General features: G+C 65.6%; 14 protein-coding genes. All 14 read right to left on the bottom strand.

Annotation, left to right across the window (positions count from 1 at the left end):
- Window positions 1-18: 18 nt before the first annotated feature.
- The gene (locus B5D62_RS01555) at window positions 19-5,730 is read right to left on the bottom strand and encodes an autotransporter-associated beta strand repeat-containing protein (protein WP_139373689.1); all 5,712 of its coding nucleotides are present in this window, start codon (window positions 5,728-5,730) and stop codon (window positions 19-21) included.
- A 639-nt stretch (window positions 5,731-6,369) separates the two neighbouring features.
- Window positions 6,370-7,404, bottom strand: coding sequence for a D-cysteate sulfo-lyase (gene cuyA / locus B5D62_RS01550; RefSeq protein ID WP_085932065.1), 1,035 nt, complete (start codon window positions 7,402-7,404; stop codon window positions 6,370-6,372).
- Between the two features lie 168 nt (window positions 7,405-7,572).
- A complete protein-coding gene (ligA, locus tag B5D62_RS01545; RefSeq protein ID WP_085932064.1) occupies window positions 7,573-9,729 on the bottom strand; it encodes an NAD-dependent DNA ligase LigA in 2,157 nt (718 codons plus the stop codon).
- Window position 9,730: 1 nt separating this feature from the next.
- Window positions 9,731-11,419 carry a DNA repair protein RecN gene (recN, locus tag B5D62_RS01540; RefSeq protein WP_085932063.1) on the bottom strand — a complete coding sequence of 563 codons (1,689 nt, stop codon included), beginning with the start codon at window positions 11,417-11,419 and terminating at the stop codon, window positions 9,731-9,733.
- 10 nt (window positions 11,420-11,429) lie between these two features.
- Window positions 11,430-12,248 (bottom strand): outer membrane protein assembly factor BamD, encoded by an 819-nt coding sequence (locus B5D62_RS01535; protein WP_085933467.1) that lies wholly within the window; start codon window positions 12,246-12,248, stop codon window positions 11,430-11,432.
- Between the two features lie 112 nt (window positions 12,249-12,360).
- Window positions 12,361-14,133, bottom strand: coding sequence for a cell division protein FtsZ (gene ftsZ / locus B5D62_RS01530; protein ID WP_085932062.1), 1,773 nt, complete (start codon window positions 14,131-14,133; stop codon window positions 12,361-12,363).
- Window positions 14,134-14,278: 145 nt separating this feature from the next.
- A complete protein-coding gene (gene ftsA / locus B5D62_RS01525; RefSeq protein WP_231714692.1) occupies window positions 14,279-15,514 on the bottom strand; it encodes a cell division protein FtsA in 1,236 nt (411 codons plus the stop codon).
- 19 nt (window positions 15,515-15,533) lie between these two features.
- Window positions 15,534-16,442 (bottom strand): cell division protein FtsQ/DivIB, encoded by a 909-nt coding sequence (locus tag B5D62_RS01520; protein ID WP_085932060.1) that lies wholly within the window; start codon window positions 16,440-16,442, stop codon window positions 15,534-15,536.
- On the bottom strand, window positions 16,439-17,371 hold the full coding sequence (locus B5D62_RS01515; protein WP_085932059.1) for a D-alanine--D-alanine ligase: 933 nt from the start codon (window positions 17,369-17,371) through the stop codon (window positions 16,439-16,441). Before B5D62_RS01515 ends, B5D62_RS01520 begins: the two co-directional genes overlap by 4 nt.
- On the bottom strand, window positions 17,368-18,306 hold the full coding sequence (gene murB, locus B5D62_RS01510) for a UDP-N-acetylmuramate dehydrogenase (protein WP_231714759.1): 939 nt from the start codon (window positions 18,304-18,306) through the stop codon (window positions 17,368-17,370). The genes B5D62_RS01515 and murB overlap by 4 nt, the downstream gene beginning before the upstream one ends.
- Window positions 18,306-19,769 (bottom strand): UDP-N-acetylmuramate--L-alanine ligase, encoded by a 1,464-nt coding sequence (gene murC, locus B5D62_RS01505; protein ID WP_085932058.1) that lies wholly within the window; start codon window positions 19,767-19,769, stop codon window positions 18,306-18,308. The genes murB and murC overlap by 1 nt, the downstream gene beginning before the upstream one ends.
- Window positions 19,766-20,887 (bottom strand): undecaprenyldiphospho-muramoylpentapeptide beta-N-acetylglucosaminyltransferase, encoded by a 1,122-nt coding sequence (gene murG, locus B5D62_RS01500; protein ID WP_085932057.1) that lies wholly within the window; start codon window positions 20,885-20,887, stop codon window positions 19,766-19,768. The genes murC and murG overlap by 4 nt, the downstream gene beginning before the upstream one ends.
- Complete coding sequence (locus B5D62_RS01495) at window positions 20,887-22,014, bottom strand: FtsW/RodA/SpoVE family cell cycle protein (protein WP_231714691.1); 1,128 nt, start codon at window positions 22,012-22,014, stop codon at window positions 20,887-20,889. Before B5D62_RS01495 ends, murG begins: the two co-directional genes overlap by 1 nt.
- Window positions 22,011-23,399 carry a UDP-N-acetylmuramoyl-L-alanine--D-glutamate ligase gene (gene murD / locus B5D62_RS01490; protein WP_085932056.1) on the bottom strand — a complete coding sequence of 463 codons (1,389 nt, stop codon included), beginning with the start codon at window positions 23,397-23,399 and terminating at the stop codon, window positions 22,011-22,013. Before murD ends, B5D62_RS01495 begins: the two co-directional genes overlap by 4 nt.
- Window positions 23,400-23,401: the final 2 nt, after the last annotated feature.

The raw sequence follows: 23,401 nt of genomic DNA, 5'->3' as shown, positions 1-23,401 counted from the left end.
AAGCGCCGGACATGTGTATCACCAGGTCATCCTGAGGCCTGCAGTAAAGGCGTTATTGTTGGTGCCACCGCCAACTTCGCCGTCGTAGCGCAGGTAGACTTCCGTTCCATCGGCAATGCGTGTACTGGCGCCGAGGCCGAGCACGGCCGAGTCCCGCTGTGGTGTGGTGCCGTAAACCGTGAAGGGTGTGCCCGGCGCCCCGGAGAACGAGGCCGTCATCGGGCGGCCGGTGTCGGCGTACTCGTGCTGCCAGCCGAACCGCACGCCGATCGTCAGCCCACCCAGTGCGGCGGCGAAATCGGCGCCGATCGTGCTGCGCAGCGAGTTCACCGTCTGCTGCTGCACGACGAGGTTCAGCGACTGCGCCCCGCTCTCCGTAAAGCCATTCTGAGTCGTGGTCGAGCCCTGCAGCCTGGCGAACGGCGTGATCGAGGCCGGCTGCGACAGCGGCACATCGAAGCGCCAGCCGCTCTCGAGCTGGCCCAGTATCTGGTTTGCTCCCGTGGTTCCAAGCGCAGTGCGCGAAGCCAGCCCCGGGATCGCGATGACCCGCGTCATGTTGTTGAGCGCGTAGCCGTAGCCCGCCAACCCGTCGACATAGAGATTGCCCGGCGTATACGAGGCATAGAGGCTGCCCGTGAAAGCATTCGTGTTGGCCTGTCCCGCGAAGCCGCTCACCCACTGGGTTCCGCCGACATAGCCTGCCCCGACGCCCACCAGCAGGTCGGGCCGCACGCGATAGTCGGCGCCGACGGCGGTGCCGCCGAAGTTGTACGTCATCGTTCCGGCATTGGCGTTGCCCAGGACCGAGCCCAGTCCGCCGACGCCGGAGATCCACGCCCCGAAACGCGGCGGTTCGGGCGTCACATCGCAGGTAAGGTCGCAAGCCTGATCGGCGGGAGCGGCCATCGCCACGTGGGTGCCTCCACTGCCCAGCCCGCCATGCAGCGCACTCAGTTGCGAGCCAACGGCCGACATGAAGGCGCTGGCCGTTTGGGTATTGAAGGTGCCGAGATTGGCGTAGGACTGCCCGCTGATCGCGTCCAATGCCGCCGCACCCTGTTGCGTGCTGAGCTGCACGAGCGCGTTCAGCACCGTCGCGAAGTCGCCGCTGACATTGTTGTTGGCCTGATCGAGCGCCGCGCCGACAGAGAAGTGATTGGGAGTCCGCGCTCCTTGAGTGAAGGCACTGCTGCTCTGCAGGAGCGTGAGATAGACGTTGTTGGCGTCGTAGCTGAGGGACGGCGTCAGGAAGGCCAGGTTGGAGGTGACGCTGGCGAAGGTTCCCGTCACGCCTGCCGACGCCTTGAGGATCGTATCCTTCCGGCCGCGCGTGTAGTTGCCGGTGCCGGCCACTACCGCCACCGTGCCGCCGTTCAGCACCGCATTGCCCGTCACGTTGAGGATGCCGCTACTCGAGGGCGTCGCCTGCACCTGATAGGTGCCGCCGGCATTGTTGGTGTAGGTGCCGACGACGTTCATCGGGCCGCTGGTACCGAGCACAAGGGAGCCGTTGTTCGTCACGTTGCCGGTCACCGTGCCGGTGCCGCCGAAGCTTGCTCCTGCATCGACCATCACCCTGCTGGCGAGGCTGCCATTGGCCAGCATCAGCGCGCCCGCTGCCACCTCGGTCCCGCCGCGATAGGAGTTGGCGCCCGCAAGGGCCAGCGTGCCCGTGCCTGTCATCGTCAGGCCGCCGTCCCCGCCGATGGTTCCATTAAGTGTCAAGGTGGTGCCAGAGTCGGGGCTGAACTGTCCGCCATTACGGGCCAGCACTACCGAACGACCGCTCGACAGGTTTGCTGTCGTTTCCAGCGTACCGCCATCGAGTGTCAGTCCGCCGCTCGCGTTGCCGAGATTACCATCGGAAGAGATCGCCAGCGCGCCGGCATTGATGGTCGTTCCCCCTGTATAGGTGTTCTGACCTCCCAGCGTCAGTGTACTGGTGCCTTGCTTGATAAGGCCGCCGCTTCCTTCGATCGTGCCGAGAAAGGCCAACGAACTAGCCGCGCCGACCGTCAATGTATTGGCGCCCAGCTTGATAGTCGTGTGACCAAGTCCTCCCAGATCCTGGATCGTCTGATTACCGTTGCTGCCCGAGATATCGAAAGTGCCGCCGGCAGCGCTGAGAATCACGCCATTCGACTGGGCAATACTGCCGCCGCCGGACAGGGCCAGCGTGCCTGCCCCAATACTGGTCCAGCCGCCATAAGTATTGACGCCCGTAAGTTCCAGAGTGCCAAGTCCGGTCATGCCCAGCCCGAAGCCGGTTGCCCCATTGATTACGCCGCTCAAGGTCAGCGTTGTCCTGGCATCGGGCTTGAAGACTCCGCCGCCGGGAGCCAGCGTGATCGAACGGTTACTCGTCAGACTGGCCGTCGTCTGCAATACGCCGCTGTTGTTCAGTGTCAGGCCACCGCCTGCATCGCCAAGGTTGCTATCGGACGAGATGGATAGCGTGCCGGCATTGATCGTCGTGCCACCGCGGTAGCTGTTCACGCCAGTCATCACCAACGTGCCTGCTCCCGCCATCGTCAGACCACCGGCGCCATCGACGAGCCCGTTCAGTGTCAACGTCGTATGCGCGTCAGGACTAAACGTCCCGCCGCCACTACCGAGCGTGACGGAGCGGCTGGTTGCCAGGCTGGCCGTGGACTGCAGTGTGCCTCCGTTGAAGGCCAAGCCGCCCGTGGCGTTGCCGAGGTTGCCATCGGCGGAAATCGCCAGCGTGCCGGCATTGACGGCAGTGCCACCACCATACGTATTCGTGCCGTCGAGCGTCAGCGTGCCGGCACCCTGCTTGACCAGGCGACCATCGCCGCCGATCGTTCCGGTGAAGCTCGTCGAGTTGCCCGTGCCCACCGTCAGCGTCTTGGTGCCCAGGTTGATTGACGAACCGGCGACACCTACCAGGTCCTGGATCGTCTGGCTGCCGCTGCTGCCGGAGATGTCGAACGTCGCGCCCGCACTCGTGAGGTTTACGCCGCTTGACGATGCGATGCTGCCGCTGCCCGTCAGGGCCAGCACGCCGCTATCTATGCTAGTCCAGCCGGCATAAGTGTTTGCCCCTCCGAGGGCCAACGCGCCAAGGCCAGCCATCGTCAGGCCACCCGCTCCGCCGATCGGGCCGTTCAGGGTCAGGGTCGTCCCTGTATTGGGGCTGAATATCCCGCCGCCGCTACCCAGGGTAACCGCACGGCTGCTCGCCAAGCTGGCTGTGGACTGCAGCGTACCGCCGTTCAGCATCAGCCCGCCGCTCGCATTGCCGAGATTGCCATCCGAGGAGATCGACACCGCACCGGCATCGATGGTCGTGCCACCGCTGTAAGTGTTGGCACCCGCCAGCGTCAGCGTGCCAGTGCCCTGCTTGGTCAAGCCGCCGCTGCCGCCAATAGTACCCGCGAAGGTCGTCGAATTGGCCCCGTTGATCGTCAGCGAATTGGCGCCCAGGTTGACCGCTGTGCCGGCAATACCCGTCAGACCCTGGACTGCCCGGTTGCCGCTGCTGCCGGAGATGTCGAAGGCCGCCCCCACGCCAGTGAGGTTCACACCGCTCGAATGGTCAAGGTTGCTGGTGCCGATCACCGCCAGTGTGCCGGAGGAGACGATCGTCGTGCCGGAATAGGCGTTGATGCCAGCGAGCGCAAGCGTGCCAGCGCCCGCCATTATGAGATCGCCACCAGTAATCGTGTTGTTGAGGGTCAGCGTCGTTCCGGCATCCGGGCTGAATGCCCCGCCGCCCAGCGTAACCAGACGGTTGCTCGCCGTGTCAGCTGTGGTCTGCAGTGTGCCGCCGTTCAAGGTCAGGCTCCCGCTCGCATTGCCGAGGTTGCTGTCCGACGCGATCGACAGCGTTCCGGCATTCACGGTCGTGCCGCCGCTGTACGTGTTGGCGCCCGTGAGTTCCAATGTGCCGGCACCCGCCATCGTGAGACCACCTGTGCCGCCGATGTTGCCGATCAGGGTCAGCGCCGTACCGGCGACAGGGCTGAATGTCCCCCCACCGCTGCCCAGCGTGACTGCCCGAGCCGTCGTCAGGCTGGCGGTTGTCAGCAGCGTGCCACTGTTGAGCGTCAGGCCGCCTACCTCGTCGCTAAGGTTGCTGGTCGAGGAAATCGACACCGTACCTGAGTTGATGGTCGTGCCGCCCCAATAGGTGTTGGCTCCCTGGAGCAACAGCGTGCCGGCCCCCGCCATCGTCAAACCGCCCGTACCCCCGATGCTGCCGCTCAAGGTCAGCGTCGTGCCTGCGTCGGGAGTGAACGTTCCGCCGCCCAACGTAATCGACCGTCCGCTTGTCATGCTGGCAGTCGTCTGCAACGTGCCGCCGTTCAACGTCAGGCCGGCACCCGCATTGCCGAGGTTGCCGTCCGACGCGATCGACAGCGTGCCCGAATTGATCGTCGTCCCGCCGGCATACGTGTTGGTGCCCGCAAGCGCCAGCGTGCCGAGACCAGCCATCGTCAGACCGCCCGTCCCGCCGACGACGCCGTTCAGGGTCAGCGTCGTCCCTACGTTGGGGCTGAAAGTTCCGCCACCTCCCAGCGTGACCGAGCGGCTGCTGGCAAGGCTGGCCGTCGACTGCAACGTGCCGCTGTTCAACGTCAGGCCACCGCTTGCGTTACCGAGATTGTTGTCCGACGCGATCGACAGCGTGCCCGCATTGACCGTCGTGCCGCCGACATAGGTATTGGCACCCGTAAGCGCGAGCGTGCCAGGACCCGCCACCGTCAGACCTCCCGTCCCGCCGACGACACCATTCAAGGTTAGGGTCGTCCCTGCGGCAGGAGTGAACGTCCCGCCGCCTAGCGTGATCGAACGGCCGCTCGCCATACTGGCTGTCGACTGCAGTGTCCCGCCGCTCAGCGTCAGGCCGCCGCTGGTGCTACCGAGATTGCTGTCCGACGAGATTGACAGCGTGCCGGCATTGATCGTCGTGCCGCCGCTATAGGTGTTGACGCCCGCGAGTGCCAACGTGCCGGTACCAGTCTGAACGACGGATCCCGTACCGATGATCGCGTTGCCCAACGTCACCGTGGCCAATGGATTGAAGGCGAGGCTGCCGTTGTCGACTTCGACATTGCCGGACAGAGACCAACCGCCCAGCAGTGTAAGCGTATTCGCACCGCCAGTAAAAGTTAGAGCATTGGCCTGAGCCGTGCCATTGCCGCCCATGCCACCAACGATGGAGCCAGTATTGATGATGGTGAGGCCCGAGCCGACGATACCGGCACCACCGCTACCAGGTGTGGGATTTCCCTGGGAAGTACTGCCAGTTCCAATCGCGCCGCCGGCGCCGCCCACGATCGAGCCGGTGTTGATGATGGTTGCGCCGGTGCCAGAGATGCCTGCCCCACCATTGCCCCCTGATCCGTTAGGCTCAAATGCGCTATTACCGCTGCCGCCGTTGCCACCGTTACCCCCCGCGACGGATCCGCCATTGTTGATGGTCGAGCCCGCAACGGCGGCTACAATGCCGTAGCCGCCATCGCCGCCACTGCCTGCGGGGCCACCAGCTCCACTTGGTTCGCCACCATTTCCCCCTGCGCCTCCCCTGCCGCCAGCAACCGTAGCCGTGTTGGCGTAGGTGACTGCGGAATTAACGACAGTTCCGTAACCGCCTTCGCCGCCGCCGCCTCCGCCGCCATTTTGCTGACCAATACTGCCGGTGCCGCCATTTCCGCCATTACCGCCAGCTATAGACAGGCTATTGGCCGTCGTAACAGTCACGACCGCGCCATGTGCACCGCCGCCACCTCCGCCGCCTCCGCTACCAGGGCCTGAGGGTGAATAGGCCGCTGCCGCCCCGTCACCGCCAGACGCTCCAGGATTTGTTCCGCCCGAACCTCCCGCAGTGACCGGACCGCCGCCGTACTCGGTGCCCATACCTCCGCTACCGCCAATAACACCCGCGCCGCCGCCACCCCCGCCCGACGATCCGCCGGCTGTACCACCGGTGCCCCCGGTTCCGGTGGCGTTCCCCGTACCTCCGACGCCACCGCTATTGTTGTAGTTAGGCCCGCCTCCAGTACCGCCACTGTCAGCCAATACCGGCGACAGCGAGAAGACGCCGGTCAGAGCCGTCGTTGTCAGGAGGCCTGCACTAAAGGGGGCGTGTCGCCAAGAGCGCGACCGAGGCATCGGTTTTGATGCCCTACGGATAGGCCTCACCATTATTTATTTGTCCCCAAACTCGAAATCTCTTAGCCGGGGACAATAGTGCATTCAAAGTGATGAAATAAAGGCCCGCTACTCAATTTGGGCCACCCTTCACGAGGAGAAAATCGACTGACGATTTCGCCGGGCAGGGAATTCACATAGGCGCCGCCGCATTACGACCGCCGCCCGGCCGATCTATCGGTTCGGGACCTAATCCTTCACCACCGTCCGGCCGAGCACCACGTCCTCATAGACATGGAGCGACGGCAGGCCGCCTGTGTGCATGAACAGCACCTTGGCGTTGGGCTTGAAATGGCCCTGGCGGGCGAGGCCGATCAGGCCTGCCATGATCTTGCCGGTGTAGACCGGGTCGAGCAGGACGCCTTCGGTCCGCGCCAGCATCTGGACGGCTTCCACCATCTTCGCGTTGGGCACGGAATATTTCGGCTGCCAGTAGCCGCCGACACTCTTCACCGCCTCGCGCGGCACCTTTCCGATGCCGAGCAGGTCGGCCACCGCCTGTGCCTCCTTGTGGACCAGGGGCTCCTGATCGGCCGGGTCGCGGCTGACGCCGATACCGATCAACGGGATCTTGATGCTGTTGCCGAAGAAGCCGGCGACCATGCCGCCATGCGTGCCCGAGCTGCCCGAGCCAACCACGACCGCATCGAGCGCCAGGCCCATATCGAGCCACTGCTGCTGCATCTCCTGCACGCAGGCGACATAGCCCAGTCCGCCGATCGCGTTCGATCCTCCTCCCGGAATGATGTAGCCCTTGCGGCCGAGCGAGGCGACTTCCTGCGCGATCTTGGACATCGCGGCGCCCATATCAGATCCGCCGGGCACAACCGTGATGGCCTCGACTCCCATCAACTCGAAGAGGAAGTTGTTGCCGCCTGCTTCCTTCCGGTAGCTGTTGGGAACGCGCTCCTCGATCACGAAGCGGCACTTGAGCCCTTCCTTGACCGCCGCCGAGAGCGTGATCCGGCAATGATTGGATTGGGGCGCGCCGCAGGTGATCAGCGTATCGGCACCCTGCGCCAGCGCATCGGCGACAAGGAACTCGAGTTTCCGGGTCTTGTTGCCGCCCGGGAACAGGCCCAGCATGTCGTCACGCTTGATCCAGATCTCCGGACCGACACCGCCAGGGCAGCTCGCAGCCAGCGCCTTGGTGAAATGCGGCAGGAACTCGATGGGCGTTGGGTGGTCGGTATAACGACGACGCGGAAAACGAGCGAGATCCATCCATCACTCCAGCGAAAGACTTCCTTTTTGGGGCCGCCATAAGCGACCGCGACTGATCAGCAGCCGGCGACTATTCCATGACGACATCATAGGCGCCAGAGTCCGCCGCGATCTGGCGAAACGAGGTCGATAAGACGCAGGGCATCCGACGACGTCGGCTGCCATCGGCTACGATGAGAGCTTCACCCACTCGTCCTCTGTAAGCGTCTGAATACCGAGTTCAGCTGCCTTTCGCGCCTTGGAACCGGCATTCTCACCGACCACGACGATACTGGTCTTCTTCGACACCGAGTCGGTGACCTTGGCGCCGAGCTCTTCCGCCCGCGCCTTGGCTGCGTCGCGCGTCATGGTCGACAGCTCGCCCGTGAAGACCACGATCTTGTCCTTGAGCGGGGCATCCGCGGCGACGACGCGGCGCTGGACTCCTTCGACCGTCAGCTGCTGGCGCAGATCCCGGATGATCTCGACATTGTGCCCTTCGCTGAAGAACGCGCACATCGCATCGGCCGTGGTCACGCCGATCTGCTCGATGTTGCACAGCCGGCCGTAGCTGGGTCCCACCGAGACTGCGGCCTTCTCCTTCTTCACGTCGTCGGGCGCCTTCTTGCGCTCCTTCGTGGCAGCCAGCATCTCCTCCAGCCAGACGTCGACGTCGCCATATTCCTGCGCCAGGATCTTGGCGGTGGCTTCACCGATCAGCGGAATGCCGATGGCGTTGATGAAGCGATCGAGCGAGATCGTGCGGCGAGCCTCGATCGCCCCCAGAAGATTGCGCACGGAGAGCTCGCCCCAGCCCTCGCGCTTCTTGATCTCGCGCTCCTTGTCCCCGAGCCGGAAAATGTCGCCTGGAATCCTGAGCAGGCCGTCGTTGAAGAAGTTCTCGATATGCGTGCCACCCAGGCCATCGATGTCGAAGCAGTTGCGGGACACGAAGTGGCGAAGCCGTTCGACCTGCTGGAACGGACATTCCAGCCCGCCGCTGCAACGACGCACGACGCCACCCTCCTCGCTTCGGACCTCGGTCTTGAGCGGGCACGGACAATGGGTGGGAAAGTGATACTTGTGCGTGCCCTTGGGCCGTTGTTCCGGAACGTAGCCCAGCACCTGCGGAATCACGTCCCCGGCTCGCTGGACTACCACCATGTCGCCGGCGCGGACATCGAGCCGTTCGATTTCGTCGGCATTGTGCAGGGTCGCCCGCGCCACCATGACCCCGCCGACATTGACCGGCTCGAGATCGGCCACGGGCGTCAGGGCGCCGGTCCGACCGACCTGGATCAGGATTCCCTTGAGGCGGGTACGGGCCTGCTCGGCGGGAAACTTGTGGGCAATGGCCCAGCGTGGGGCCCGGCTGACGAAGCCCAGCCTCTCCTGCCAGTCGATGCGATCGACCTTGTAAACCACGCCATCGATATCATACGGCAGCGACGGTCGCTCGACGCCCATCTGACGATAGAAAGCCCGAACCTCTTCGGGTGTCCGGCAAAGCTGAGACAGAGGATTGACGCGGAAGCCCCAGCCCTTGAGCAGCTTCAGGTACTCGCTATGCGTCTTCCAGCTACGAGGTTCGGCCTCGCCCCAGGCATAGGCGAAGAACCGCAACGGTCGGGTGGCGGTGATCGCCGGATCAAGCTGGCGCAACGAGCCGGCCGCCGCATTGCGCGGATTGGCGAAGGTCTTTTCGCCCCCTTCCTCCTGGCGCTTGTTCATGTCCTGGAAGGCATGCCGCTCCATGTAGACTTCGCCGCGCACATCCAGGATGCGGGGGGCCTTGCCCTTCAGCGCATGCGGAATGTCCTTCACAGTGCGCAGATTGGCCGTGACATCTTCGCCTGTCGTCCCATCGCCACGCGTCGCTCCGACGATGAATTGACCGTCTTCGTAGCGAAGGCTGATGGACAGTCCATCGATCTTCGGCTCGCAATTGAAGGCGATCTCCTCGTCCGCCCCGATATCCGTCTCGCGCTCCAGTCCGCGTCGCACCCGGTCGAAGAAACCCTGCAATTCCTCATCGGTGAAGGCATTATCCAGCGACAACATCGGGCGGGCATGGCGCACCTTGGCGAAGGCGGTTGTGGGCGTTGGCGCCACCCGCTGCGTCGGGCTGAACATGTCGACAAGTTGCGGGAAGCGCTCCTCGATGGCTTTCAGCCGTTGACGCAGCTTGTCGTAGTCGGCGTCGGAAATCTCCGGCGCGTCCTTCTCGTGATAGAGCTTGTCGTGATGGGCGATTTCCTCGACCAGGCGCTTGTGCTCCGAGCGAGCCTGGCGCTCGGTCATCTCGTCGACCGCAAGGGCGGCCTTGAATTTGGCGGCGCGCGACATGTTAGCCGGCGATGGCCAGCAGTCGATCGGCTGCGGCACGCGCCTCGGCCGTCACCTCGGCGCCCGACAGCATGCGGGCGATCTCCTCGCGCCGTCCCGTCGCATCGAGAGCGACGACCTCCGTGCTGGCAGCGTTCCGGGTCGTGATCTTGCGGATCAACCAATGCCGATCGGCCACGGCGGCCACTTGAGGAGAATGGGTCACGACCAGCACCTGTACCTCCTTCGCCAGACGCTTCAGCCTGTCGCCGACGGCCGCCGCCGTGGCGCCGCCGATCCCCGAATCGACCTCGTCGAACACGATCGTCGCGGCGTCGCCGACCTTGGCGAGACAGACCTTCAGCGCCAGCAGGAAACGTGAGAGTTCACCGCCCGAAGCGATCTTGGCAATCGGCGCCGGCGCGGCGCCGGGATTGGTCGAAACCGTGAACTGCACCCTGTCGGTCCCGGCCTCCGACCACTCCTGCTCCGGCAGCGCCGTCACCTCGGTCACGAACTTTGCCTTCTCAAGCTTGAGTGGCCCGAGCTCGGCGGCGACGGCCTTGTCGAGCCTTGCGGCGCCCTTTCGACGGGCTGTTGCCTGCGCTTCTGCCGCCGAGACATAGGCTTGCCGCGCTGTCTTCGCGACAGCAAACAGCTTCTTCAGGCCGGATTCGCCATCGTCAAGCGCCGCCAACTGCGCCTTCATCCTGTCCGCCAGGTCGGCCAGTCCCGCAACGGCGACGTTGTGCTTGCGCGCCATTGCCCGCAACGCAAACAGGCGTTCCTCGATCTTCTCCAGTCGATTGGGGTCGAATTCGAGGGCATCGCGAGCGGCCTCCAACTGGGCCTGAGCCTCGGTCGTTTCGCTCAGGGCTCGATCGAGGGCGGCCAGCGATGCCTCGAGACGACCGCCAGCCTTGTCCGCATGGCGCTCGACGACGCGATGCGCCGTGCGAAGTGCTGCCAGGACCCCGCGCCCCTGCTCCAGCTCGGCCAGCGCCTGGACCACGGCCTCGCCGAGCGCACTGCCAGCTCGCAACATCTGTCGCTCGGTTGCCAAGGTCTCTTCATCGTCGGCCTTGGGCGCCAAGTCCTCCAGTTCCTTCACAGCGTGCCGCAGAAAATCCTCGTCGCGTCTCGCCGTGGCCGCCGCCTCCTCGGCCTCGGCGAGAGCCTTCTCCGCCGCGCGCCAGTCCCGCCAAGCAGCGCGTACCGCTACGGCATGTTTCTCGAGGCCGGCAAAGGCATCGAGCGAGGCGCGGTGCGTCGCCGTATCGAGCAGGCCATGCTGTTCCATCTGGCCCTGGATCTCGACCAGGGTTTCGCCGAGACGACGCAGCAGAGCCACCGACGCTGGTTGATCGTTGACGAAGGCACGGCCGCGTCCGTCGGCGCCGATGGTCCGGCGCAAGGTGAGAACCTCTTCGTCATCCATGCCGTGCTCGGCCAGGATCGCGTATGCGGCGTGCTGCTTGGGGAGCTCAAAGGCTGCAGCGATGGTCGCCTGTGTTGCGCCGCGGCGAATCGTACTGGATTCCGCCCGCGCGCCCAGGGCAAGGCCGAGCGCATCGATCAGGATCGACTTTCCCGCGCCAGTCTCGCCGGTCAGGGCTCCCAATCCGGCATCGGCCGCGCTGCCCGAGCGCGCGAAGAGAAGATCGAGCTTTTCGATCAGGACGAAGTCTCGGATCGAAAGCGATGCCAGCATGGCGGTTGGGTCAGAATATCCAGAGGAACTTGTGCGATGATTCGTCCGGAGCCGGCGTACCCTCGCCGGTCACGAGGTAATAGGAGTCCTGATACCAGGCGCTGCCCGGGAAGTTGTAGCCCAGCACCGCGGCCGTCTCCTTGGCCTCGCTCTTGACCCCCAGAGCCAGATAGCATTCGACCAGGCGATGCAACGCCTCGGGAACCTGCGAGGTGGTCTGATAGCGTTCGATCACGGTCCTGTAACGGTTGATCGCGCCGACATACTGCTGGTTCTTTTGATAGTAACGACCGACATACATTTCCTGGCCCGCCAGCTGATCGATCGCCAAATCGACCTTCAAGCGCGCGTCGCGGGCGTAGGGTGTATCTGGGAAGCGCTTGGCGACATCGGAAAGCGCATCCAGGGCCTGCTGAGTGGCACGCTGATCACGTCCGACGTCGGAGATCTGTTCGTAGTAGCAAAGCGCCTTCAGATAGTAGGCGTACGGGATGTCCTTGTGCCCTGGATGAAGCTGGATGAAGCGGTCCAGCGCGATGATCGCATCGTCGTATTTGTTCGACTGGTAATAGGTGAAGGCGGCCATGATTTCGGCCTTCGTCGCCCACACCGAATAGGGATGCTGGCGGTCGACTTCCTCGAATTCCTTCGCGGCGTGCTTATAGTCCTGCGCACCGAGATCATCGAGCGCGCGGTTGTAGAGGACCTCGACCGGTTGCTCGCTGTAGTTCTTGTCGTCGTCAGAGGAACTGCAGCCGCCGAGCACCGCTATCGCCAGCGTTGCTCCACCGAGCACTGCCATTGTCCTGATCTTCACCACGTTCGCCATCTGCCATCCCATCGTGACGCCGGTTTATATCACGCTCTTCCCAAAAAAAGAGGGGCCGTAGGCCCCTCGAGGAATGCGTGGAAACTTGCGCGATCCGCGCCAGTTGAGCCGTTCAGTTTGCCTGACGGCGCAAGAAGGCAGGAATCTGCAGATCGTCGTCGTCGCGCGCCGGCTTCGCCCGCTCGGTAACGTCGATCGAGGTCTGGACCGGTGTCGGCCGAACAACAGGCTTCGGCGCGGACACGACATTCTCCGCGACCGGCCGCTGTGCCGGAAGCTCCCCGGTGGCGGCCATTCCGGCCGCTGGCGCCGTCGTCTTGGGTGACGCGAAGGCACCGGTGATGCGCTGGAAGAGATTCGGCGTCCGGCTTTCGGTCGCCGCCGGTCGGGCGACGGCTGGACGGGCAACCGGCTCAGCGGCGCGAACGGCCGGGCGCATGGGCGGCCGGCTCACCCGCCAATCGGTCTCGTCGACCATCGGCTTGGGCGCTGCCGGAGCGGCCGCGGCCGGAGCCGGCGGAGCCACGGGCGCCGCAGGTGCCACCGGAGCAGGCGCGGGAGCGCTGACCATCTGCGGGGGCGCGGCGACGGGCGCCGGTGCGGGAGCGACGGGCAGTTCCGCGGCAGCAGCGTGGACCTGAACCGGGATCGGCGCCTCGACGATCGGCGCCACCGGCGCCTGCATGACGGGAGCCGGCGGAGCCACAGGAGCCGGCTGGGCGACAGGCGCCATGACCGGGGCTGCCGGAGCGACCGGCTGCGCCATCACCGGCGCGGGAGCGGGCGCAACGGCTGCCGCCGGCATCGCCACACGACCGACGGGCGGCGCGGCGGGACGGCTGAGCGCCGGCTGACCGGTCTGAATGGGCCGGTTCATGTCGAGCGAAAGATAATTCGGTGCCGGCTGCTGTGAGGCCATGGCGGCGATGCCGGTCGCCACGACCGACACGCGCATGCGGCCCTGCATCGTCGCATCGAAGGTCGAACCGAAGATGATGTTGGCATCCTGGTCCACTTCCTCGCGGATACGGTTCGCCGCCTCGTCGACTTCGTGCAGCGTCATGTCGAGGCCGCCAGTGATGTTGATGAGAACGCCCTTGGCGCCCTTCATCGAATGATCTTCCAGCAGCGGGTTGGAGATCGCCGACTCGGCCGCGACACGGGCGCGGTCCTGGCCCTCGGCCTCCCCGGTTCCCATCATCGCCTTGCCCATCTCGCCCATCACGGTGCGGATATCGGCGAAGTCGAGGTTGATGAGGCCCGGCATCACCATCAGGTCGGTCACGCCGCGCACGCCCATGTGCAGCACATCGTCGGCCATCTTGAAGGCGTCGGCGAAGGTGGTCTTCTCGTTGGCGATCTTGAACAGGTTCTGGTTCGGGATGACGATCAGCGTATCCACCACCTTCTCGAGCTCGGTGATGCCCTGATCGGCCGACTGCATGCGTCGGCGGCCTTCGAAATGGAACGGCTTGGTGACGACGCCGATCGTGAGGATACCCTGCTCGCGGGCGGCGGCGGCGATGACGGGCGCGGCGCCTGTGCCGGTGCCACCACCCATGCCGGCCGTGACGAACACCATGTTCGCTCCGTCGAGCAGCTGGAGGATTTCCGGCAGCGCTTCCTCGGCCGCCTGACGGCCCACTTCCGGACGGGCGCCGGCGCCCAGACCCTGCGTCACCGTGATGCCGAGCTGCACGCGGCGGTCGGCGAGCGACTGGGCGAGCGCCTGCGCGTCGGTATTGGCGACAATGAATTCGACGCCCTCCAGGGCGGCGCTGATCATGTTGTTGACGGCATTTCCGCCCGCGCCGCCGACACCAATGACGGTGATCCGGGGCTTAATCTCGGACTCCTTCTGAGGGAGACTGAGGTTGATGGTCATACGGTTTCTCCACGCAAACGAGGGGGTGATCTGCTCGGAGCGGCAGGTTGGTCCCCTCATTTTTGGGAGGCCCTTACCCTGCCACCAGCTTATTCTTGTTTATCAACATCTGCTGAGGACAGTTCTGTCCTACACAACATATTGCCTAAAAGTTTTCCCTAATCCAACTGCCAATCCGGCCAATACGACTTGACGGCGCCTCCACGACCGCAGGTTGTGCCTGGACGGCCGCGTGATGCTGGAGAGCGAAGGACAGCAGACCGGCAGCGGCAGAAAATGCCGGCCCGCCTGTAGAATCCGCGAGTCCCGCGAGTCGCAGCGGCGCCCCCGTCCGCACTTTCTTGTTGAGAATCGACGACGCGACCTCGGTAACGCCGTCGAGTTGGCTGCCGCCACCGACCAGGACGGCCCGTCCACCGGCCAACTTATCCACACCACTTGCCTCGAGTCGGCTGCGAACCAGCTCGAATGTCTCCTCGACGCGCGGCCGGATGATGCCGACGAGGATCGAGCGCGGAATGTGGTTCGGACGGGTCCGGTCTTCCTCGCCGATCAGCGGGACGTCGATGATGTCGTACTCGTCATTGGGCTTGGCAACAGCACGACCGATCTGGGTCTTCATGCGCTCGGCATGGGCCACCGGCGTGGACAGGCCGCGGGCGATGTCGCGGGTCACGTGTTCGCCACCGACCGGGATCGAATCGACATGGACCAGATGGCCTTCGTAGAACACCGCGATCGACGTGGTGCCGCCGCCCATATCGATCAGCGTGACGCCGAGATCCCGCTCGTCCGCGACCAGCGAGCTCAGTCCGGAAGCGTGCGAGGCGACCACCCGCTCCGCAATCTCGAGATGAGCCCGCCGCACGCAGACCTGCAGGTTGCGCATGGCGCTGCTGGCCGCCGTCACCAGATGGACATCCACCCCGAGCCGTTCCCCGAACATGCCCCGGGCATCTCGCACCGCCGTCCCGTCGACCGTATAACCGATCGCCTCGGAATGGATGATGTCGCGGTCGGCGGTCTCGGCCGGCAGATGGATATGCTGCTGCACGCGACGGACGTCGCGCTCGCCGATCTCATGATGCCCGATGGCGACTTCCAGGGTCTGGGTGTGGGACGCGGCCGAGCCGCCGCTCACCCCGACGATCACCTCGCGGACATGCTCGCCGCACATCTCCTCGGCGGTCGACACGGCCGACGAAATGGCCCGGGTCGCGGCTTCCATGTCGACGATGTTTCCCGTGCGCATGCCCAGTGCCGGCTGGTGGCCGATGCCCACCACGCGCAAGCCCTGTCCGTCCACACGAGCGACGAAGCACACAACCTTGCTCGTTCCGATATCGAGCGCCGCGATAACGCCATTTCTTGTCTTCGCCACGATGTCCCCCGTGCTTACGCTACACTTTTGACTGCACCGGTTTTGCAGCCGCGGTCGGTGACGGTATGCCGTCTGCCGAACCGCGCTTCCTGAGATATAGCTTATCCGGCAATCGAAGATCGATCACGCCGAACTCGCGTGACAACAGCTTATAGTCGGCATCGAGCTTGCCGAGACGCTGAAGCGCGGCGACCGCGTCCTCCTCGGGCAGCCAGATCTCGACGTCGTTCTTGAGGATGAGATTCCAGCGGCGCTGGCCAACCCACACGGCGGCGCGCAGACGCTTGGCCACGTTGGGCTCATAGGTCAGCAACAGCAGCAGGTCGCCGACATGCTCGGGCGCGCCCGGTCCCCCCAGCAGCAGGAGCGACTCCGCGCCAGGCGGCATGCGGCTCGCGCGGACGGTCCTGCCATTCTGGTCGATCAGCGTATATTCCGTGCCGTTCTGCCAGATGGCGACGGCGCGGCGCTCCTTGAGCGTGACATAGAGCGTATCGGGCAGGCGGCGTTCCACGGTCGCGCTCGCGACCCAGTCGATCGCTTCGAGGCGATGGCGCGCCGCCTGCAGGTCGATGCCCAGCAGCGAGTCGCCCGCCTTGACGTCGAGCGCCGCCAGGATCGCCTCGCGTGTGACATAGTCGCGCCCTTCGACCGTGATGTCGGCGAGCTTGAAGGGCGTGATCGCCGAGATGACCGATCGCGACGCCTGCTCGATGTGACCTTCGATCGCGACCAGCCAGCCCTGGCGCCAGGCGAACCAACCGCCGCCGCCACCCAGCCCCAGCAGCAGGACCGCGAGGCCCAGCAGCATCGGCTGCCGCCAGACAGGTTTACCGGATTTCCGGCTTGTACTGCGCTTCTTGCGGCGGTCGTAGTCGCGCTTGGGCGCCGCCCCGCCCGACTTGGAAGTGCGGGCAGGCGCTCTCATGTCGGTCGCCTCGCATGTTCAACCATCCAGGTCATGAGCTGGGGCCAGGAAATGCCCGCCCACTTGGCCTGCTCCGGCGCAAGGGAGAGCGGCGTCATGCCCGGCTGGGTGTTGAGTTCGAGCATCACCAGGCCCTCGGTCCTGGGCTTGCTGTCGTCCCAGCGGAAATCGGCGCGGGTCAAGCCGTTGCACCCCAGGGTCTGATGCGCCAGCAGCGCCCATTGCCGGGCCTGCTCGTAGACCTCGGCCGGAATCGGGGCCGGAACCAGATGCTCCGTGATGCCCTCGGTATACTTGGCTTCGTAATCGTAGAAGCGGGTGCGGGGACGCAATTCCGTCACACCGACCGGCTTGTCATGCATCACCGCGACGGTCAGTTCGCGCCCCGGCACAAACTTCTCGACCAGCACCTTCTCGCCGAAGGAAGCTTCCGCAACCTCCACCGCCGCCAGATTGTCCCCCTCCCGCACGATGTGCACGCCGACACTGGAGCCCTGGTCGATCGGCTTCACCACATAGGGCCGCGGCATGGGATCGCCGGCGAGGAGCGAACGACGCTCCACCACCTTCCCGTGGGCGACGCGAATGCCGATCGATGTGAAGACGTGACGCGACATGGGCTTGTCCATCGCGATCGCCGAGGCCAGGACACCGGAATGGGTATAGGGCACCGCAAGAATTTCGAGAACGCCCTGAACGCAACCATCCTCGCCATACTTGCCGTGCAAGGCGTTGAACACGACGTCTGGCCCGCCGCCGGACACCGGCCGGAGGAAATCCATCAGCGCGCGCAGGTCGCGCTTCACGTCGTACTCGACGACCGTGTGCCCGCCCTCACGCAGTCCTTCGGCGCAGGCCTTGCCGCTTACCAGCGAGACCTCGCGCTCTGGCGACCATCCGCCCATGAGGACCGCAACGGTGCAGCTCATCCCTCTACTCCGTGACCGCTGGAGGCCGGCTCGCCGATACGCCGGATCTCCCACTGCAGCAATACGCCACTCTTCTCATATACCCGGCGACGCACTTCCTCGCCCAGTGCCTCGATATCGGCGGCGCTCGCCTCGCCGAGATTGATCAGGAAGTTGCAATGCTTCTCCGAAACCTGCGCACCGCCGAGCCTGAGCCCGCGGCAGCCGGCCTGATCGATCAGCTCCCACGCCTTGTGGCCAGGCGGATTCATGAACGTCGATCCGCCGGTGCGGCTGCGCGGCTGGCTGTCGGTGCGCGCGGCGTCGATCTCGGCGATACGACGGGCGATGGCCAGCTGGTCACCAGGCATGCCGCGCAGCGTGGCGGAGGTGAAGATCCAATCCATCGGCGCGTCGCTGTGACGATAGCTGAAGCCCATCTCGGCCGGCCCGACATTGTGTACCGCACCGGCGCGATCGACCGCTTCTGCGGCCATGAGGACGTGGGACAGTTCGCCGTTGTAGGCGCCGGCGTTCATGCGCAGCGCCCCGCCGATGGTGCCGGGAATGCCGCTCAGGAACTCGAGCCCGGCAAGCGAATGGTCCCGCGCGGTAAGCGCCACATTGAGATCGAGTGCTCCGGCCCCGGCGATCACGTCCTGCCCGTCCACCCGGATGCCGGTGAAACCACGCTGGAGCCGGATCACCACGCCCTTCACGCCGCCGTCGCGCACCAGCAGGTTCGACCCCACACCCAGAACCGTGACCGGCACCTCCTCCGGCAAGGCCTGAAGGAATGCCGCGAGATCTTCGGTATCGGCGGGCCGGAACAGAACCTCGGCCGGACCGCCGGTCCGGAACCAGGTCTGCGGCCCCAACGGCGCATCGGCCGTCAGCCGGCCACGCGGCTTGGGCAGCTGGTCGATAAGATGAGAGGGCGACGTTGCGAGCACGATCACGCCGCCGACCCAGGGTCGTTGGCGATGGAGCGCAGACCGGCCTGCTCCGCCGCAATCTGCTGCAGCTGGCCTGGCAAGGCATGCGCCCAGGAGGTGATATTACCGGCGCCGAGGCAAACGACGACATCGCCCGGGCGGGCGATCTGCCAGATGAGGCCGGGAAGGTCTCCCGGCCCTTCGAGCGGCATCACGTCGCGATGACCGGCGCGCTGCACCAGACCGACCAGCAGGTCCCGGTTCACGCCCTCGATCGGCGCTTCGCCGGCGGCGTAGACGTCGGCGATGATCACCGTGTCGGCATCGCCGAAGCAGGTCGCGAACTCGCCCTTGAGCGAGGCGAGACGGGTGTAGCGATGCGGCTGCATCACGGCGATGACACGGCCCGATCCACCGTAAGCCTGGCGGGCGGCGCGCAGCACCGCGGCAATCTCCACGGGATGGTGCCCGTAGTCGTCGATCACGGTGATGCCGTGCGCCTCCCCCGTCTTGGTGAAGCGCCGCTTCACGCCGCTGAAGGAGCTCAAGGCCCGCCGGATGGTATCGTCGGGCAGTCCCATTTCCTGCGCCACCGCGATCGCCGCCAGCGCGTTCTGCACATTGTGCTGGCCGAACATCGGCAGCCGCATGCCCTCGACGATCCGCGAGTCGTTGGTCGCCCGATGCTCGATCAGCACATCGAAGTCGGCGCCGCCACGGTCAAGACGCAGATTCAACGCGCGCACGTCGGCATTGACGCCCAGTCCGTAGGTGACGAGACGCCGGTCAGCGACGCGCGGGATCAGCGCCTGCACCTCGGGATGGTCGGCGCACAAAACGGCAAAGCCGTAGAACGGGATGTTCTCGACGAAGCGCACGAAGGCATCGCGCAGCGCATCGAAAGTCCCGTAATGATCGAGATGCTCGGGATCGACGTTGGTGACGATCGCGATGGTGGCCGGCAAGCGCAGGAAGGAGCCGTCGGATTCGTCCGATTCGACCACCATCCAGTCGCCGGCGCCGATGCGCGCGTTGGTGCCGTAGGCGTTGATGATGCCGCCGTTGATGACCGTCGGGTCGAGCCCGCCGGCATCGAGCATGGCGGCAACCATCGAGGTCGTCGTGGTCTTGCCGTGTGTGCCGCCGACCGCGATCGACCATTTGAGACGCATGAGCTCGCCCAGCATCTCGGCGCGGCGCACGACCGGAACGAAACGGGCCCTCGCCGCCAGCACCTCGGGATTGTCCTTCTTCACGGCGCTCGAGACGACGACCACCTGGGCGCTGCCGAGATTGTCGGCGCGATGGCCGATCGAGACCTTTATGCCGAGCTCGGCCAGACGCCGCGTGTTGGCACCTTCGGCAACGTCGCTGCCCTGGACCTTGTAGCCGAGATTGTGCAGCACCTCGGCAATGCCGGACATGCCGATGCCGCCAATCCCGACGAAATGAATGAGACCAATGTCGAGCGGTAGCGCCCTCATGCGGCGACTCCTGACGGCGTGAAGGTGGGGGAAATCAGGTCGGTGACGACGTCCGCGAGCCGAGCGGCGGCATCGGGCCGCCCTGCCGCATGCGCAGCCCTTGCCATGTCGTCCAGGCGCTGCGGCGCCTCGAACAGCGCTTGCAGATGGGCCGCAAGCGTTGCCGGGATGAAGTCGGCATGCGGGATCACGATGCAGGCGCCCGCAGCCTCGAAAGCACGGGCATTCGCGGTCTGGTGATCGTCCGCGGCATGGGGATACGGAACGAGGATCGACGGCCGGCCGATCGCGGCGAGTTCGGCCACAGTGGACGCACCGGATCGGCCAATCACGAGATGGGCCGAGGCCAGACGCTGCGGCAGGTCGGCAAAGAAGGGAGCCAGATCGGCAACGATGCGTCCTTGCGCGTACAGCTTGCGGACGCGCTCGATATCCTCCGGCCGGCACTGCTGGACCAGACGCACACGCGCCCTGAGCGAGGCCGGCAGCGACAATATCGCCTCCGGGATCACCTGGCTGAAGGATGCAGCCCCTTGGCTGCCCCCAAACACGAGAATGTCGACCACCCGCTCCGGCCCCGGAGCGCGATAGGCCGACCCTCGCAGGGCCCGGACCGGTTCGCGCACAGGATTACCGACGAGGCGCGCTCGATTGTCGCCATCGGGCAGATGGCGCGTATGGGCGAACGAGACGGCCACGCGGGCGACGCCGCCCAGAACCAGACGGTTGGCCTTGCCCAGGACGGCGTTCTGCTCGTGCAGCATCGCCGGCGTCCGGCGCAGCCTCGCCGCGATCATGGTCGGCACGGAGGCGTAGCCGCCAAATCCCACCACCGCGGAGGGAGAGATGCGTCCCAGCGCACGCCAGGCATCGAACAAGCCACGCGCCAGAGAGAACAGCGCCAGCAGGCGGCGCGCGATCGAACCGGTGGGACTGGCCGAATGGATGTAGTGAATGGGACGGCGGGACAGCGCCCCCTGCCATTGGCGGCCACGGGAGTCCGTGACCAGCGTGAACGGCACGCCCCGAGACTCGAGCTCGCTGGCCAGCGCCTCGGCAGGGAAGACGTGCCCACCGGTGCCGCCAGTCGCAAGAACAACGGGGCGCAGTGCCGTCATCAGACGGCCTCTCTCAGGCCGGCATGCTCTCGCGTCAGCGACAACATCATGCCGACGCAGATCGCCATCGCGAGTGCCGACGAGCCGCCATAGGAGATGAACGGCAGCGTCATGCCCTTGGCGGGAATGAGCTGAATGGTCGACGCCATGTTGATCGCCGCCTGCAGGCCGAACTGCACGCCGAGACCGGTAGCGGCCAGGGTGATGAACAGACTGGTCTCTTTCGACGCCCGCTGCAGCGCGCGCATGGTGACGAAGGCGAACAGCCCCAGGATGATCAGGCAGACGATGAGACCGAACTCCTCGCCGCAGACGGCCATGACGAAGTCGGTATGGGCGTCGGGGAGTTGGGCCTTGACCGTGCCCTCGCCCGGCCCACGACCGAACAGCGAGCCGTTCATGAAGGCTTCGAGCGCCGTGTTGACCTGGTAGTTGTCGCCGGATGACGGATCGAGGAAGCGGTCGAAACGGCTGCGGACGTGACTGAAGACAAAGTAGGCGCCGACCAGGCTTGCCGCCCCGCCGACGACGCCGAACCCAGCAACCCACATCGGCAGGCCGACGACGAAGAGCTGGGCGGCCCAGACCGCGGCGACCACGATGCTCATGCCGAGATCCGGCTGCATCAGCAACAGCGCCAGCACGGCCCCGACCAGCAGAGTCGACAGGATATAGCCCGGCGCGCGCCGCTCGGCCCGGCTCTGCGCCAGCAGCCAAGCCGAGATGACGGCCAGGCTCGGCTTGACGAATTCGGAGGGCTGGACGCTTGAAAGCCCCGGCACCGCAATCCAGCGCCGGGCGCCCTTGATCTCGACGCCGATGACGAAGGTCAGCGCCAGCAGAACGACGCTGCCGCAGAACACCAGGAGAGCCAGCCGCCGCACGTGCCGCGGTGACGCGAGGGAGATGGCCAGCGTCAGCGCCAGCGCGATCGGCAGGAAGATGAACTGGCGCTTGGCGAACACGAAGGAATCGGCGCCGATGCGTTCGGCCGCCGGCGGCGATGCCGCCAGCGTAAGCAGCACTCCGAAGGCCATGATCGCCAGAATGGCTCCCAGCGCCCAGCGATCCACCGTCCACCACCATTGGCCGATGACGCTCCGGTCGTCCCGCGGAACCTGGATCACGCCGCCCTCCCCAACATCTGTGCGCCTGGCAGCGCACGCGCCATAGCACGAAATGCATCGCCGCGATGCTCGTAACTCTTCCACTGATCCCAGGATGCGCAAGCCGGCGACAAGAGCACCACGGCCGCGCCGTGCCCCTCTCTCCGGCTGCGCTCGTATGCGGCATCGAGCGCAGACTTCAGATCGCCGCAGCGCGTGTAGGCGAGCTTGCCGTCGAGCTGGCTGGCGAACAGCTCGGTCGCCTCGCCGATCAGGAAGGCATGCCGGATGCGATCGAAGTACGGGGCCAGCGGCGCCACTCCGCCCTCCTTCGCCTGACCGCCCAGGATCCAGTAGATGTCGCGATAGGATGAAAGCGCCCGCGCCGTAGCATCGGCGTTGGTGGCCTTGCTGTCGTTGACGTAGACGACATTGCCGATCGAGGCGACGCGCTCCTGCCGGTGCGGCAGACCGGGATAGGTCTTGAGTCCCTCGACGATCTTCTCCCGTGCAACGCCGAGCGAGCGGCAGGCAGCCCAGGCGCAAGCGGCATTCTGAGCATTGTGATCGCCCGGCAGCGTCGGGACGTCGGAGAAATCGACCCTGTATCCGTCGGCATCGACGAGCATTCCGGCCCGGAACGAGACGCCACCCGCGATCGGCCGTTCCAACGCTACCGGGACGGCGGCAATACCCGGCCGCGCCGCCATGCGCTCGAAGATCGCGCGCGAGTAATCGTCGTCGATGCCAATCACGGCACAGTCGCCGGCCTTCTGGCGCTCGAAGATGTGCGCCTTGGCCTCGACGTACCCCGCCATGTCGCCATGGCGATCGATGTGATCGGGCGTGATGTTCAGCCACACGGCCACGTTGGCCCGGAACGTCTGCAGCAGTTCGAGCTGATAGGATGACAGCTCGAGCACGTAGATGCCGTCCGCCTCGAGCGGTGCCAGGTCCAGGGCGCCGCGACCGATATTGCCGCCAACCTGGCACGGAACGCCCGCCGACTGGATGATATGGCCGATCAAGGCGGTCGTCGTCGACTTGCCGTTGGTCCCCGTGACCGCGACGTAACGAGCCGCCGGTTGCGCGCGGGCAAGCAACTCGACGTCGCAGATGAGAGGTTTTCCCGCCGCGCGCGCCGCGACGGCCGCCGGATGGGGCTTTGGCAGGCGATTGGGAATGCCGGGGCTGATCACGAGCGCCGATATCTTGGACCAGTCGACAGTCGTGGGATCGGCGATCCTGGCCCCGATCGCGGCGGCTTCCCGCCGGCCGTCCTCCTTGTCGTCCCAGGCGACGCAATCGATGCCGGCCGCAATCAGCGCTCGCACCGTCGCCAGTCCCGAGCGTGCCAGACCCAGGACGACGAACGACGAACCTCTGAGGACGGCGAGATCGATCATCC

Source organism: Enhydrobacter aerosaccus, from assembly GCF_900167455.1.
Classification (GTDB): domain Bacteria; phylum Pseudomonadota; class Alphaproteobacteria; order Reyranellales; family Reyranellaceae; genus Reyranella; species Reyranella aerosaccus.
This window is presented reverse-complemented; position numbering and strand designations above follow the sequence as displayed.

Bases quoted from the DNA above. Each gene is read 5' to 3' on its own strand.
- ftsZ (WP_085932062.1), bottom strand. From the start codon at position 14,133: ATGACCATCAACCTCAGTCTCCCTCAGAAGGAGTCCGAGATTAAGCCC.
- B5D62_RS01520 (WP_085932060.1), bottom strand. From the start codon at position 16,442: ATGAGAGCGCCTGCCCGCACTTCCAAGTCGGGCGGGGCGGCGCCCAAG.
- murD (WP_085932056.1), bottom strand. From the start codon at position 23,399: ATGATCGATCTCGCCGTCCTCAGAGGTTCGTCGTTCGTCGTCCTGGGT.
- cuyA (WP_085932065.1), bottom strand. From the start codon at position 7,404: ATGGATCTCGCTCGTTTTCCGCGTCGTCGTTATACCGACCACCCAACG.
- recN (WP_085932063.1), bottom strand. From the start codon at position 11,419: ATGCTGGCATCGCTTTCGATCCGAGACTTCGTCCTGATCGAAAAGCTC.
- murG (WP_085932057.1), bottom strand. From the start codon at position 20,887: ATGACGGCACTGCGCCCCGTTGTTCTTGCGACTGGCGGCACCGGTGGG.
- ligA (WP_085932064.1), bottom strand. From the start codon at position 9,729: ATGTCGCGCGCCGCCAAATTCAAGGCCGCCCTTGCGGTCGACGAGATG.
- B5D62_RS01515 (WP_085932059.1), bottom strand. From the start codon at position 17,371: ATGAGCTGCACCGTTGCGGTCCTCATGGGCGGATGGTCGCCAGAGCGC.
- B5D62_RS01535 (WP_085933467.1), bottom strand. From the start codon at position 12,248: ATGGCGAACGTGGTGAAGATCAGGACAATGGCAGTGCTCGGTGGAGCA.
- murC (WP_085932058.1), bottom strand. From the start codon at position 19,769: ATGAGGGCGCTACCGCTCGACATTGGTCTCATTCATTTCGTCGGGATT.